The sequence below is a fragment of the Paenibacillus tyrphae genome (assembly GCF_027925525.1).
Classification (GTDB): Bacteria; Bacillota; Bacilli; order Paenibacillales; family NBRC-103111; genus Paenibacillus_G; species Paenibacillus_G tyrfis_B.
Genome location: NZ_BSDJ01000045.1, coordinates 36,505 through 50,211, shown reverse-complemented (window position 1 = coordinate 50,211; position 13,707 = coordinate 36,505). Strand labels below are relative to the sequence as shown.

Below are 13,707 nucleotides of genomic sequence, written 5' to 3'. Positions count from 1 at the left end.
CCCCCTGTACTCGAAGGGGCATCGGATTACAGCCCTAGCATATTCAAATGCGTTCTCCGCAACAACCTGCCGGCCGATTACGGCAGTCCGAGCACTTTCCGTTCCTCGTCGGTAAACACGCGCGACCGAGTCAAAAATCGCACTCCCTCCGGGCCTTCGAGCGAAAACATGCCGCCTCTTCCGGGCACTACGTCGATGATCAGCTGTGTATATTTCCAATAGTCATACTGCGCTTGACTCATATAGAACAGAGCCCCGCCGATCTCGCCGAGCCGGACATCCTGTTCCCCGAGCAGGAATTCCCCCTCCGGATAACACATGGGAGAGCTGCCGTCGCAGCAGCCTCCCGATTGATGGAACATGACGGGGCCGTGTTTGTCCTGGAGCAGCCGGATCAAGGCCAGCGCTTCGTCCGTTGCAAGCACCTTCGGGACCGTATCCATCGCGCCCCCCGGATCAGAAGAAGCCCAAGGCGTCCGTGCTGTAGCTGACCAGCAGGTTTTTCGTTTGCTGGTAATGCGACAGCATCATCTTGTGCGTCTCGCGGCCAATCCCGGAGCCCTTGTACCCGCCGAACGCCGCATGCGCCGGATAGGCATGATAGCAATTGGTCCAGACGCGCCCCGCCTGGATGTTTCTTCCGAACCGGTATGCCGTGTTGATATCCCTCGTCCACAGTCCGGCACCCAGTCCGTACAGCGTATCGTTGGCGATGGCCAACGCTTCCTCCTGATCCTTGAAGGTCGTGACGGAAACGACCGGCCCGAAAATTTCCTCTTGGAAAATGCGCATTTTGTTGTGGCCTTTGAATACCGTCGGCTGAACGTAATAACCGCCGCTCAGGTCTCCTCCGAGCGCCGCACGGTCTCCGCCGATCAGACATTCGGCTCCTTCCTGCTTCCCGATGCTCAGGTACGACATGATTTTCTCGACCTGCTCGGAGGACGCCTGCGCGCCGATCATCGTTTCCGTGTCGAGCGGGTTGCCCTGCTTGATCGCCGCTACCCGCTGCAGGGCCCGCTCCATGAACTGGTCGTAGATCGACTCCTGAATGAGCGCGCGGGACGGGCAGGTGCAAACTTCTCCCTGGTTCAGCGCGAACAGCACGAAGCCTTCGATCGCCTTGTTCAGGAAGGCGTCATCCTTGGCGTACACGTCCTCGAAGAACAGATTGGGCGACTTCCCGCCGAGCTCCAGCGTGACGGGGATGATGTTCTGCGAAGCGTACTGCATGATCAGGCGTCCCGTCGTCGTTTCGCCGGTGAATGCGATCTTGGCGATGCGGCTGCTCGAAGCGAGCGGCTTGCCGGCTTCCAGACCGAAGCCGTTCACGATGTTCAGCACGCCTGGCGGCAGCAGGTCGGCAATCAGCTCCGCGAGTACGAGAATCGACGCCGGCGTCTGCTCCGCAGGCTTGAGCACGACGCAGTTGCCGGCCGCCAGCGCAGGCGCGATTTTCCACGTTGCCATAAGCAGCGGGAAGTTCCACGGAATGATCTGCCCGACGACGCCTAGAGGCTCATGGAAATGATAGGCAACCGTATCGTTGTCCACTTCCCCGAGCGTGCCCTCCTCTGTACGGATGCAACCGGCGAAATAGCGAAAATGGTCGATGGCCAGCGGCAGGTCGGCCGCGAGCGTTTCCCGGATCGGCTTGCCGTTGTCCCACGTCTCCGCGACGGCGAGCAGCTCTAAATTCGCTTCCATACGGTCCGCGATTTTGTTCAAAATTTGCGCACGGGCGGCTGCCGACGTTCGGCCCCAAGCGTCTTTGGCGGCATGGGCTGCATCCAGGGCCAGCTCGATGTCTTCCGCTGTAGAGCGGGGAACCTCGCAGAAGGCTTGACCCGTCACAGGCGTAATGTTGTCAAAATACTGCCCTTTCACCGGCGCGACCCATTGACCGCCAATAAAGTTTTCGTAGCGCTTCTTGAACGTTACCTTGGCTCCGGTTTGTCCTGGTTGTGCATAGATCATCGTTTCGTCCTCCCACGGTTGAATTGGATAGAGTAGGTAATTGGTATGTGTTGATACAGATGTATGCAACGGATTCGAATGTATGCCTTGTACCGTTAATCGAGCGTCAGAACGACACGTCCGTTGACCTGACCTTTTTGCAGCCGGTCGAACACTTCATTAATCTGATCCAGCGACTGCGTCTCGATATTCGTCTTCACCTTGCCCCGGGCGGCAAAATCCAGCGCCTCCTGCAAATCTTTCCGCGACCCGACAATCGAGCCCTTGACCGTTACGCCGTTCAACACGGTATCGAAAATCGGGATCGGTAAATCCGCATTCGGCAGTCCGACGACGACCAGCGTGCCGCCGCGACGAACCGAACGGTACGCCTGCTCGAACGCTTTCGGCGTCACGGCGACGCTGATGGCGGCGTGCGCTCCCCCAATCTCCCGCTCGATCGCTTCGGCAGGGTCTTCCTTCATCCCGTTGACGGTCAAATCGGCTCCCAAAGCCATAGCCAGCTCCAGCTTATCGTCATGAATGTCCACGGCGACGACATGGTAGCCCATCGCTTTGGCATACTGGAGCGCAACATGGCCGAGTCCGCCGATGCCGTAAATGGCAACCCACTCGCCGGGCTTCGCTCCCGTCACCTTAAGCGCCTTATACGTCGTCACGCCTGCGCAGAAGATCGGAGCCGCATCCACATAGCTTAAGCTATCCGGAATTTTCGCCACATAGGCGGCCGGCGCTTTGCAGTACTCGGCATACCCGCCGTCCACCGAATAGCCAGCATTGAGCTGGTTTTTGCAGAGCGTCTCCCATCCCGTCAGGCAATAATCGCATTCGCCGCACGCGGAATAGAGCCAAGGAATCCCGACGCGGTCCCCGACCTTAAGCGAAGTCACGCCTTCGCCCAACGCCACGATTTCACCAACGCCTTCATGCCCGGGAATAAGCGGCAGCTTCGGTTTGACCGGCCAATCTCCGTGAGCGGCATGCAGATCGGTATGGCAAACCCCGCACGCTTTAATCTTGACGAGCACTTCGCCGTGGCCGATCTCCGGCACGGGTACGTCTTTAATCTCCAATTGCTGGTGAAACTCATTTACAACGGCCGCTTTCATCTTGATGAATTCCTCCCCTTGAGATATGTTTTTTGACTTCGCTATATACAAAGCAAAAAGCGTGCCAATACGTGTGAGCCGCGTCACACAAGGGACTTTTGTAAGCGTTTTATTAAAAGTTGTTTCATTCCGGAACACTCCCTCCGTTCTTTCCGGTTCAAAATGGAACAATTGCTGTGAACAAATGGTGAACCTTCACGGGTTGTGATATTCTATACTTATATTGATGTTTCCGGAGGTGTCTTTCTTGTCATCCTTGGACATTCAGACTTATACGGAGGTTGTAGCAAGCTCATGGAAGCGCTGCCAGCGGTACGGATTGAAACCGACCGACCCGTTTGATAACCGTCTGCTGACCGGAAAGCTCTTTCAGGAGCGATTAAAGGAAAACGAAACACTTGTTCGTCACGCCTCGAAAATTTTCGACACCATCAAACCTTTTATTCAGCAGTCCGGTCAAACGGCCCTGCTCATCGATGCCCAAGGCTGCATTCTGTATGCTGCCGGGGATCCGGGCTTTTCGAAGCGGGCGGAAGCCGTTCAGCTTCAGGTCGGGGCCGTATGGGACGAGAAACGCAAAGGCACCAATGCGATCGGCGTCGCGATCACCGAAAAAATTCCCGTCCGCGTCCATGCGGCGGAGCATTTTTGCCAGGCCAATGCTTTTCTTACCTGCGCTTCTTCCCCGATTTTCAGTCCGACAGGCGAGCTGATCGGCGTCATCAATTTCAGCGGCAAACGGGAGACCTACCACCACTACAGTCTGACTCTTGCCGTCATGGTCGCGGAATCGCTGCAAAACCGGCTGCTGCTGGAGGAAGCGAAGCAGGATCAGCTCGTTACGCTTCAAGAGCTTGAATTCACCGCAAACCATAACCCGCTCCCGCTGCTGTCGCTCGACAGAGACAACCGGATCATTCGGGCGAATCAGGCGGCGCTGCGGGCCGTAGGCAAAGATGCGATCGGCAAGCCGTTCAACGGCATCGAAGGCTTCTCCGTCAAAACCATTCAAGACAGCAGCCGCACCGTCTGGCGCTCCGTAGCTGTCCGCAAGCCGCAAGAAGGCAGGCACGGCCTCTACAGCTTCTCCGACATCGCCGGGACATGCCCCAATTTTGTGGAAAAGAAGGAATTGGCCTCCAAAGCGGCACTCACCGAAATCCCCGTCCTTCTGCTCGGTGAAAGCGGTACGGGCAAAGAGCTGTTCGCCCAATCGATCCACTCGGCAAGTCTGCGGGCGGACCGCCCTTTCATCGCCGTCAACTGCGGTGCGATTCCGGATAGTCTGGTGGAAAGCGAATGGTTCGGCTACGAGCGAGGAGCGTTCACGGGAGCAAACAGAGAGGGAAGCACAGGTAAATTCGAGGCGGCGCATACGGGGACGATTTTTTTGGACGAAATCGGGGATATGTCGCTGCGCGCACAGGCGGCGCTGCTGCGCGTGCTGCAGGAGCGAACCGTCACGCCCGTCGGCAGCACCAAGTCAAGACGCATCGATGTGCGGATCGTCGCGGCCACGCACAAGCATTTGCCGCTGGAGATCAAGGAAGGGCGCTTCCGCGCGGACTTATACTACCGGCTGAAGGGCATCCAGATCACGCTGCCTTCCTTACGGGAACGCTCCGATCTGCTGACGCTGGTGGAGCATTGGCTGCACAAGAACGGCTGCCCCTACCGCCAGCTGCCGGAAGAAACGAAGCGCAAGCTGCTGCGCTATGGCTGGCCCGGCAATATCCGCGAGCTGCACGGCGTGCTGATGCAAGCTTCGTTCCTCGCGGGAGAAGGGCCGATCCGTCCCGAGCATCTACATTTTGACGAGCTCGACCAAACGGACACCTTTGAATGCCGGAGTGACGGCCCGTCCGTGCCGACGTTAAGGGATGCGGAGATTGGAGCGATCCAGCGGGCACTGCAGTCGACCGGCTGGAACCTGAGCAAATCCGCCACCCTCCTCGACATTGGCCGGACGACGCTGTACCGGAAGATCGAACAATACGGCATCGAGCCATAACAATCTGATAAAATAAAAAACAGGAGAGCTTCCGCATCCATACGGCATACGGTGCTCTCCCCGAATTAATTGGTTATCATAACGGTTGAACCTTTATCCTCACTTCGGATCAAATCCGTCTTCCTTTTCCTTCCACCTGCTCAATTCTTTAAACCAATCGTTCGAACGCTTTCCATGTCAAGGCGTAGCTTCGTACGCGCCGATATCGACGCCGCTTCCCTGCACTCTCGGCTGCCCGTCGAGATCCGCGGCGCCGATGATGGCCGGCTCCGTCGACCCGGCGTTAATCGCAGGAGAGGTCACTTTCAAATGAAAATTGTTTGCCGATGCGTTCACGAACCCGGGATCGGCAAACTTCGAGTGCGCGTCGTTCCCCGTCCCCGACTTATAGGCGGCAAAGCCGGTGTATTCCTTGTTTTTCCAGGTCCACGTCGCATTCGAATTGCCTCCCGGCGCAAAGTACAAGTTATAATCGACAACATTGCCGCTGTTTTTCGTATATTCGTTATAAATCAAAATGTTCGATGCGCTGGCCACCATAATATTGTTTTTGACGATGTTGTTCTGTGTGTCGTATTGAAGCAGCAGTTGGCCGCCGCCTAGATTTTTCGTATCGTTCTTATACAGCGTATTGTTGACGACGATACAATTGACCGTCGATCCCCGCTTCGTATCGTATCCGCCCATGGCAATGCCCGTATATCGGTTGCCGTACACCAAGTTGTTGCGGATCGTAACGCCGCTTGTCGATTTTCCTTGATGCTCGCTGGCGATCTCAATGCCGATGTCGTTGTTGTAGCTGTAGTTTTGCTCGATCACGGTGTCTTTTCCGCCGTCCACATAAATACCGCCCGCCGCGTTCGAATCGTTCGGAAGCGTTTTGCCATAGGAAGGGTTGTTGTTGGACGTAATGTTGTAGACGGTATTGCCGCGAATCAGGCCATTCCGGGCTTGGTCGTACGCCGGATTCGGCGCTTTTCCCTCGAAGCCGATGACGTCGATCCCGATATTGTCGTTGTCGTGAATGAGATTATTCGTAATTTCGAATGAATCGACATTCCCGTTCACCACCAACGATTCGCTGGAACCGAGCACCAGATCGCTCAGCGTGTTGCCGTCGATGATGACACGCTCCAGCGCTACCGGTGCTTTAGTGCCGTACACGGCGATGCCGTGCGCATCCCGACCGGCCAAATCCGAGCCGAGCGTCGCGGTGTTCTTAATGTGGTGGACGTTGTTGTTGCGAAGCTCGATATGGCTGCCCGCTCCGTGGACGAAAATGCCGATCGGCACTTTGCCCTTGGCCGATGTTGCATAGTTGCGGATTTCGAAGCCTTTGAGCGTGACGTAGCTGGCATCGGCGATGTCCACGAGACCCTCGCCGCCGGACACGGTCAAGCCGGTTCCGTCGATTATCGCCGCTTGAGCCGGCGAGCTCTCGAAGGTGATCGGGCCTGCGGCTGCCGATCCGGATTTTGTAATCTTCAGCTTCTGATTATACACGCCGCCCAATACATAGACGGTGCTCCCCGGGGCGGCATGATCGGCGGCATATTGGAGCGTTTTCCACGCGGCGCTGCTGCTCGTGCCGAGATTGCTGTCGCTGCCTGACGTTGACACGTAGTACGTTACGGGATTAGCTTGCGCTTGAGACGTTCCCACACTTGCTGCCAGCATGCCGAAAAGGATGGCGGCGGCTGCGATGATGCGGGGCGCCTGGTTTCGAATTCGGATCACGAACGTTCATCTCCTTTAACGCTTGGTATCGGCATAGTTACTACCTGCTGCATGCAGACTTCCCCTAAAACCACTTCTGTCGCCCGGTGCACACCACCTCCTTTAGCTGAACGTCGGGCGGCCCCCCTTGCAAAAATGCCCCGCAGGCAGGCCGCGTCTCATGCACTGCGCCTCAGCTTCGGATTGCCACGGAAGCCTGCAGCCGTTCCACCGCTTCCACGGTTGGCAGCCGTCCCGTTCCGCCGACGCCCTGCGTGGCGATCGCTCCGCAGGCGCAGGCGTAGCGGAGAAGCGCTTCGCCGCGCTGGCCGCCCAGATAGGCATGGATCAGCCCGGCGTTAAAGGCGTCCCCCGCCCCCGTCGTATCGACCGGGACGATATCGTAGGCTTTTACGGACAGTGGCGTCGTGCCCGTCTGAAACAGCGCAGCGCCGGCAGCGCCGCGTTTGACCGCCACTAGCCGCGCGTCCGGCGGCAGCAGCTCCCACACCGCTTCGAGCGTCGCAGCACCGTAAATGTGCAGCAGCTCCTCTTCGCTCGGGATAAACAGATCCGTAGCGCCGAGCAGCGCGTGAATCGAAGCCCGGTGCCACAGCTGGTGCACATCCCATCCCGTATCGAACGACGTGCTGCTTCCCTGCGTGCGCGCGGTTTCGAACAGCGGCTTCCAATGATCGCGCATGCCGTCCTGCAGGAAGTACGAGCCGAAATGCACGTGAGCCGCCTGCTTCAGCAATGTATCCGGCACGTCCCGCGGCTGCAGCATCGGAATGCTGCCCGGATACGTCATCAGCCCCCGGTCGCTCGGTGTCGAGAAGGATAGGGTCACGCCGGTTTTCAGCGCGGGATCGCGCTTCACATGCGCCGTATCGACGCCCATTCGCTCCAGCTCGCGGATGCAGAAACGGCCGAAATCGTCATCGCCCACGACGCTGACGAACCGGACGTCCTGCCCGAGTCCGGCCAGCGCGCACGCCGTAATGGCCGAGGAGGAGCCGAGCACGACGTCGAACGAGTCGACCAGTTTCTCCCGGTTCCATTCGGGCATCAGATCGTTCCCGGAAATAATGATATCTACGTTCAATTCGCCAAGCACGACGACAGACATGGTTTCTTCCTCCCTTTTTCTACTTCAGCTCCGGCACGAACGCGCGCTCCGCCTCGTACAGTTCCTCGAACATTGCCTTAATCTCGGCAAGCGAGCAGACGGCGGAAGTAAGCGGATCGACCATCAGCGCGTGCAGCGCCATGTCCTTGTCCCGCTCCAGCACGGCCGATACGGCCAGCTCGAAGAACGCCATGTTGCTGCGGCACAAGGCGGCCAAATGCTCCGGCAGCCGGCCGAAGCGGCACGGATTCACGCCGTTGCGGTCCACCATGCAGGCGACCTCGACGACGCCGTCCTGCGGCAGGTTCGAGATTAGCCCTTGATTGACGACGTTGCCGTAAATGACCTTCGGCTCGTTCTTCACCATCGCCTCAATGATGACGGCGGCGTATTCGTGGCTCGATTTCATTTCGAGCGGAAGCTCGCCCGACAGCTGCTGCAAAATTTCCTCGTCGTTCGTCTTCCGCCAGATCGGCCAGTTGTTCGCATAAAAGCCGGTGGCTCCGTTATACCCCGTACTGCAGTGCTGGTCGATCAAATCCTGCCTCTTGCGGTAATACGGAATGTATTCCGAGAAATGGCCGCTCGATTCAGAGACGAACGCGCCGAGGTACTTCATGGCGTCGAAACGGACCGGGTCTTTGCGCAGCAGCTCCGGGTCCTGAATCTTGTCCAGCAGCACCGGATACAAGTCTTTTCCTTGATGCGTCAATTCGACGAACCAGGACATATGGTTGATGCCGCCCGCTCTCCATTTCAATTCCTCGTATGGAACGCCAGCGTACTTCGCCAGCTGGCGCGACGAATTTTGAATCGAATGGCACAGCCCGACGACCGGAATATCCGTAATGCGCGACGTAAGCAGCGTCACCGCCGACATCGGATTCGTGTAGTTCAGAATGATCGTATCCGGGCACAGCTCCTCCACATCCCGGACGATCTCGATCCAGCTCGGCAGCGTGCGCAGCGTTTTGAACAAGCCGCCCGGCCCCAGCGTATCGCCGATGCACTGCTTTACTCCGTATTTTAGCGGAATTTCGAATTCGTACTTCACCGTCTCCAGTCCGACGACCTCGATCTGGTTAATTACAAAGTTCGAGCCGGCCAGCACCTCCCGGCGGTCCGTCGACGCCAGCACCTGCCAGCGTTTGCCCGTCATCTCAACGATGCGCTCGACCAATCCGCGCGCAATGGCGAGCCGGGCCGGATCGATATCGACCAAGGCGATAATCCCCTCGTCCATGCCGGAAATCCCGAAAATATCCATCACAATCTCCCGGGTAAACGCGCTTCCTGCTCCGATAATCGCAATTTTTGTCATAGTTCTCTTCTCCCGTCCTTTTGTTTACATATGTAAAACTCACTTCATCCCCGTCATTGTCAGACCCTTAATAAACTGCTTCTGGAAAATCAGGAATACGATAATAACCGGCACCGTAATCAGCACGGCAGCGGACATAACCACATTGTAGTTGACCGTATGCGCCCCGTTGAAAAAGACCAGCGCGAGCGGAACCGTCATGTTGTCCGTATCGTTGAGCACAATCAGCGGCCACAAATAATTGTTCCACGACGCCATGAACGTAAAAATCCCAAGCGCCGACAGCATCGGCATAATCAGCGGCGTAATGATCCGCCACATCACCTTCAGCTCGCCCGCCCCGTCGATCCGGGCCGCCTCCATCAAATCCTTCGGAATATCCTCGATAAACTGCTTCGCCAGAAAGACGCCGTACGAGCTGACCAGATTGGGCAGGATAACCGCCGCCAGATGGTTGATCAGCCCCAGCTTGGAGATGATCAGATACGTCGGGATCATAATGACCTGGAACGGAATCATCATCGTCCCAAGCACGAGAACAAACAGTACCTTTTTCCCCGGAAATTCGTACTTGGCGAAAATATAACCGGCGAGCGCGCTCGTGAACAGCGTAGCCGCCGTGACCAGAACCGAAGTGACTGCGCTGTTCGCCAGCCATCTCCAGAAAGGCGCCTCCCGGAACACCGTCTCGTACCCGGCGAAGCTCGGCTGCTCAGGCAGCAGCGTCGGCGTCGCGGAGATGATCTCCATGTTGCTTTTGAGCGACGAGAGCACCATCCACAGGTAAGGAAGCAGCATGATGCAGGCGGCCACGGTTAAAACCGCGATCAGCACGCCGTCGAACAGAGTCGTTTTCGTTTTCATGTTCCGCAGCCTCCTCTCAATGCTCCCATTGGGACCGCCCCCATCGGAGCTGCAGCAGCGTCACCAGCAAAATAATGAGCAAAAACACCGCCGCCATCGCCGAAGCGTAGCCCATATTCGAATTGCCGAACGCCTGATCGTAAATGTTCAGCGCGAGCACCCGGGTTTCGTTGAACGGCTCCCCCTTGGTCATGACTTGGAATTGAGGGAACGCCTGGAAATACGAGACGACGGTCGTGACCGTCACGAACAGCGTCGGGCGGCTGAGCAGCGGCAGCGTGATATGCCGGAACATGTGCCACCGGCTCGCGCCGTCCAGTGTCGCCGCTTCGTAGTACATGTCGGGGATCGAATCGAGCCCGGCGATAAACAGCACGATATTGTAGCCGATGTCCGCCCACAGCGTCATGACAATGACCGACAGCAGCGCATAGTTCGGATCGCTCAGCCAATGCACCGGCGGGATGTGCAGCTTGCTCAGCACCAGATTGAACAGGCCTTGATCGCTGAACATCGTCCCCCAGACGACGGCCGACCCGGACAGCGGCGCGATAGCGGGCAGGAAAAAGACAGTGCGGAACACGCTGCGCAGCCGCCGCGACCGGACCCGGTGAATCCCGAGCGCAATCAGCAGCGTAATGACAATGTTGACGACGACCGTGAACGCGACGAACTTGAACGTCACCCATAGCGATTTCAAGAAGATGGCGTCGTGAAACAGCCGGACATAATTGTCCAATCCGACAAAAGGCGATTGGTCTGCCAGCGGGCTGAATTTGTAGAACGATAAGATCAGGCTCCAGGCGATCGGAGCGAAGGCGAACAGGCCGAACAGCAGCAGAATCGGCGTCAAGGATACGAACGCGAACCGTTTTTCCTTGCGGTACTGGGCGGTCGCGCTGCTCCGGAGCGCTTTGCCGCCGGGCTTGCTGGGTATACTAGAGCTGTTTTCCATCCCTTAACACTCCCGGTTTACTTGTGTTGATCTTGACTATCGTTGACGGCCTTCTCGATCGCTTTCAATCCGTTTTCCACCGTTTCCTTCCCGCTGACCATGAGCTGGAAATGATCGTTGATTTGCTTAAAGAAATGGTCGCGGTCCCAGATGAGGCCGATCCATTGCCCGTGCGGCAGCAGGCCGACGGATGTCCGCATGAACGGGTTTTTGCTTACGAACTCCGGGTCCTCCGCGACCTCTTTCTTGGCCGGTACCGTGAAGGTGCCGAGGTTCCACGCCTTCAGATTTTCTTTTGACGAGAGGAATTGAATGAAGTCCCACGCTTCCTTGGATGCCTTGCTCTTCTTCGAGACGATCAGCCCCCACCCGGACTCAGCAGCAAAGGACGGCGGATTGTCGGTAAAGGACGGCACCGGCACGTATTCGAAATCTTTGGCCTTGTAATTGTCGAGACCAGCGGCAATCGTCCACGGTCCGCGGTAGGTCATCGCCGCCCCGCCCTTGAAGAAGTAGTCGGATGAATCGAGTTGTCCCCCGAAGGCCGTCAGATCGGTCACTTGATCCCGCACAACCAAATCCTTCAGCGCCGTCATCGCCTTAATCGCCTCCGGCGTCTGGAAATTGACATGGCCGTCGCTGCCCCAATACTTGCCGTTCTGCTGTAAAATCATCGACAGGAACGTAAACGTGATGTTGTCCCCCGAGATGAAATCGAAGCCTTTCACCTTCATGCCGCTGCCGTCGCGCACCGTCAAGGCCTTGGCGCTGTCGACCAGCTCCGTCCATGTCTTCGGCGGATAAGCGAGTCCTTTGTCGCTAAACATTTTGGGATGCGCCAGCATGCCGCCGTTCTCGATATTGAATTCCAGCGGAAGCCCGTACAGCTTGCCGTCCCACTTAAACCCGCCTAGCGGGGCCTCGTAGTACGCTTTGTCGGCCTCCTCCCCACCGGGCACCTCCGACAGCAGGCCGTTCTTGGAATATTCCGGCACCCACGTGCCGAACGCTTCGGCGATATCCGGCGGATTTTGCGCGGAGAACGACGCTTTCAGCTTTTGGTTATAGACGTCGTACGGGAAGCTTTGATAGCTGATTTCTACATTTGGGTGCGCTTTCATATAGCTGTCAATTAGCTTCTTATAATTATCGTTGAATGCCTCCGCCTGATGGCTCCAAAACACCAGCTTCACCTTTTGGCCGTTCCCTCCGCCTGCGTTGCCGCCAGCTGCACCGGACGACGGCGCTTGCGAGCACCCGGACAGTGCCACGGATACGCCCAGAGCGGCGAAAAGCGATGCCTTCGTCAATCGTTGTGCACCTTTCATTCGAGTTCCCCTTTCTCGTAGATCGTCATCGTAGATTGGAATCGATTGCCTATCCAAAATGTACCGCTTTCATTGCGCAAAGTCAACAATTATTTTTCAGTTATTTGCGGCAATAATTGCAAAAATATATTTTGTTTTGCAGTGATCATTTCAGTTGACCTGACGCGCCGTTTTGCGTAACATGAAAAGTAGAATTTGCGGCAAATTTTCTCATTATCCGATAAGAAGCGGGGTTACGTTATGCCAACACTGAAAGATATCGCGGACCGCGTCGGCGTGTCCGTCTCCACGGTGTCCCGCGTCTTGGCCAACGACGCCAACCGAACCGTGAATACCGCAACCAAACAAAAAATATGGGACGTCGCCCGGGAGCTCGGCTATCAGATCAAATCGTCCGGCGACGACGGCAGAGCCACGCGAGGCATCGGCTGTATCGTGTCAACGCTTCAGAACCGCCACTATCACCCTTACTTCTCGGTCATTTGCGACGGCATCGAGAAGGAACTGGCGAGACACGGCTATAAAATCGCCTTCACCTATACGCAGGAAGAGCTGAAAAAGCCGGAAATTTTGAAGCATGCCGTACAAGACAGCCAGGTCGAGGGCTTGATCGTCATCGAGGGCATCGAGGCCAAATTATACAACCATCTGAAGAAGCACATGCGCAATGTCGTCGGTATCGACGTGTCGGACCCCGACATTCCAACGATATCGTATGACCGGGTGGAAGCGGCGCGGCAGGCCGTCCATCATCTGATCGAACAAGGCCACCGCGACATTTTGTTTATCGGAGGCACCGGACGCTCCGGCAAATTCGAGAAGGAGAAGCGCTACCGGGGATACCGGGCGGCCTTGGAGCAGGCGGGATTGCTGATCCGGGCGGAGCGGATCATCGACGCCGGATGGGAGCCAAACAATGCGTATCAGCTTATGCTGCGGTATTTGGACGAGCACGTCGAGGATTTGCCGACGGCGGTTTTTGCCGCAAGCGACATTATGGCGATGGCCGCGATGCGGGCGATTGCCGAGAAGGGTTACCGCATTCCGAGTGAGTTCGCCATCGTCGGCTTCGACGACAACGAGCCTTCTCGTTACACAATTCCGCCGCTGTCCACGATCCATATTCCGACGTACGAGATCGGTGTTGTTGCCGCAAAAACGATGCTGCAATGCATCCGCGATCCGTACCCGCTGCCGATCAAAATTTTGGTGCCGTTCGAGCCGATGTTCCGCCAATCGAGCGAATGGATACTGCCGGGAGAAGCCGCCCACAACAACAAAAGGACAGCCGAGTGAA

Annotated in this window: 11 protein-coding genes; 2 read left to right on the top strand and 9 right to left on the bottom strand. The window is 57.0% G+C overall.

Annotated features, from left to right (window positions below):
• Nucleotides 1–77 precede the first annotated feature (77 nt).
• The 3 genes from QMG93_RS32660 to adhP all read right to left on the bottom strand — a co-directional run bounded on the left by QMG93_RS32660 (nucleotide 78) and on the right by adhP (nucleotide 3,086).
• A complete protein-coding gene (locus tag QMG93_RS32660) occupies nucleotides 78–443 on the bottom strand; it encodes a DUF779 domain-containing protein (RefSeq protein WP_281944015.1) in 366 nt (121 codons plus the stop codon).
• 13 nt (nucleotides 444–456) lie between these two features.
• Complete coding sequence (gene adh / locus QMG93_RS32655) at nucleotides 457–1,977, bottom strand: aldehyde dehydrogenase (protein WP_216793594.1); 1,521 nt, start codon at nucleotides 1,975–1,977, stop codon at nucleotides 457–459.
• 95 nt (nucleotides 1,978–2,072) lie between these two features.
• Nucleotides 2,073–3,086 (bottom strand): alcohol dehydrogenase AdhP, encoded by a 1,014-nt coding sequence (gene adhP / locus QMG93_RS32650; protein ID WP_281944011.1) that lies wholly within the window; start codon nucleotides 3,084–3,086, stop codon nucleotides 2,073–2,075.
• A 247-nt stretch (nucleotides 3,087–3,333) separates the two neighbouring features.
• On the opposite strand from adhP, the gene QMG93_RS32645 reads away from it, so the two are divergent.
• A complete protein-coding gene (locus QMG93_RS32645) occupies nucleotides 3,334–5,097 on the top strand; it encodes a sigma-54-dependent Fis family transcriptional regulator (protein WP_281944010.1) in 1,764 nt (587 codons plus the stop codon).
• 177 nt (nucleotides 5,098–5,274) lie between these two features.
• On the opposite strand, the gene QMG93_RS32640 is transcribed toward QMG93_RS32645, so the two are convergent.
• From QMG93_RS32640 to QMG93_RS32615, 6 genes are all read right to left on the bottom strand, one after another.
• Complete coding sequence (locus QMG93_RS32640) at nucleotides 5,275–6,774, bottom strand: right-handed parallel beta-helix repeat-containing protein (RefSeq protein WP_281944025.1); 1,500 nt, start codon at nucleotides 6,772–6,774, stop codon at nucleotides 5,275–5,277.
• 232 nt (nucleotides 6,775–7,006) lie between these two features.
• Nucleotides 7,007–7,942: a carbohydrate kinase family protein gene (locus QMG93_RS32635; protein WP_281944009.1), complete on the bottom strand. Its 936-nt coding sequence runs from the start codon at nucleotides 7,940–7,942 to the stop codon at nucleotides 7,007–7,009.
• 19 nt (nucleotides 7,943–7,961) lie between these two features.
• Entirely contained in the window at nucleotides 7,962–9,263 is a 1,302-nt protein-coding gene (gene melA, locus QMG93_RS32630; protein WP_251598202.1) for an alpha-galactosidase, read from the bottom strand.
• Nucleotides 9,264–9,302: 39 nt separating this feature from the next.
• Entirely contained in the window at nucleotides 9,303–10,127 is an 825-nt protein-coding gene (locus tag QMG93_RS32625) for a carbohydrate ABC transporter permease (RefSeq protein WP_281944007.1), read from the bottom strand.
• Between the two features lie 16 nt (nucleotides 10,128–10,143).
• Nucleotides 10,144–11,082 (bottom strand): carbohydrate ABC transporter permease, encoded by a 939-nt coding sequence (locus tag QMG93_RS32620; RefSeq protein ID WP_281944005.1) that lies wholly within the window; start codon nucleotides 11,080–11,082, stop codon nucleotides 10,144–10,146.
• A 17-nt stretch (nucleotides 11,083–11,099) separates the two neighbouring features.
• On the bottom strand, nucleotides 11,100–12,410 hold the full coding sequence (locus tag QMG93_RS32615; protein ID WP_281944003.1) for an ABC transporter substrate-binding protein: 1,311 nt from the start codon (nucleotides 12,408–12,410) through the stop codon (nucleotides 11,100–11,102).
• Nucleotides 12,411–12,650: 240 nt separating this feature from the next.
• Between QMG93_RS32615 and QMG93_RS32610 the strand changes: the two genes are divergently transcribed.
• Nucleotides 12,651–13,706, top strand: coding sequence for a LacI family DNA-binding transcriptional regulator (locus QMG93_RS32610; RefSeq protein WP_281944001.1), 1,056 nt, complete (start codon nucleotides 12,651–12,653; stop codon nucleotides 13,704–13,706).
• The last annotated feature ends 1 nt before the right edge of the window (nucleotide 13,707 follow it).

Coding starts and splice junctions, on each gene's coding strand:
- QMG93_RS32660 (WP_281944015.1), bottom strand. CDS start 443: ATGGATACGGTCCCGAAGGTGCTTGCAACGGACGAAGCGCTGGCCTTG.
- adh (WP_216793594.1), bottom strand. CDS start 1,977: ATGATCTATGCACAACCAGGACAAACCGGAGCCAAGGTAACGTTCAAG.
- adhP (WP_281944011.1), bottom strand. CDS start 3,086: ATGAAAGCGGCCGTTGTAAATGAGTTTCACCAGCAATTGGAGATTAAA.
- QMG93_RS32640 (WP_281944025.1), bottom strand. CDS start 6,774: ATGCTGGCAGCAAGTGTGGGAACGTCTCAAGCGCAAGCTAATCCCGTA.
- QMG93_RS32635 (WP_281944009.1), bottom strand. CDS start 7,942: ATGTCTGTCGTCGTGCTTGGCGAATTGAACGTAGATATCATTATTTCC.
- melA (WP_251598202.1), bottom strand. CDS start 9,263: ATGACAAAAATTGCGATTATCGGAGCAGGAAGCGCGTTTACCCGGGAG.
- QMG93_RS32625 (WP_281944007.1), bottom strand. CDS start 10,127: ATGAAAACGAAAACGACTCTGTTCGACGGCGTGCTGATCGCGGTTTTA.
- QMG93_RS32620 (WP_281944005.1), bottom strand. CDS start 11,082: ATGGAAAACAGCTCTAGTATACCCAGCAAGCCCGGCGGCAAAGCGCTC.
- QMG93_RS32615 (WP_281944003.1), bottom strand. CDS start 12,410: ATGAAAGGTGCACAACGATTGACGAAGGCATCGCTTTTCGCCGCTCTG.
- QMG93_RS32610 (WP_281944001.1), top strand. CDS start 12,651: ATGCCAACACTGAAAGATATCGCGGACCGCGTCGGCGTGTCCGTCTCC.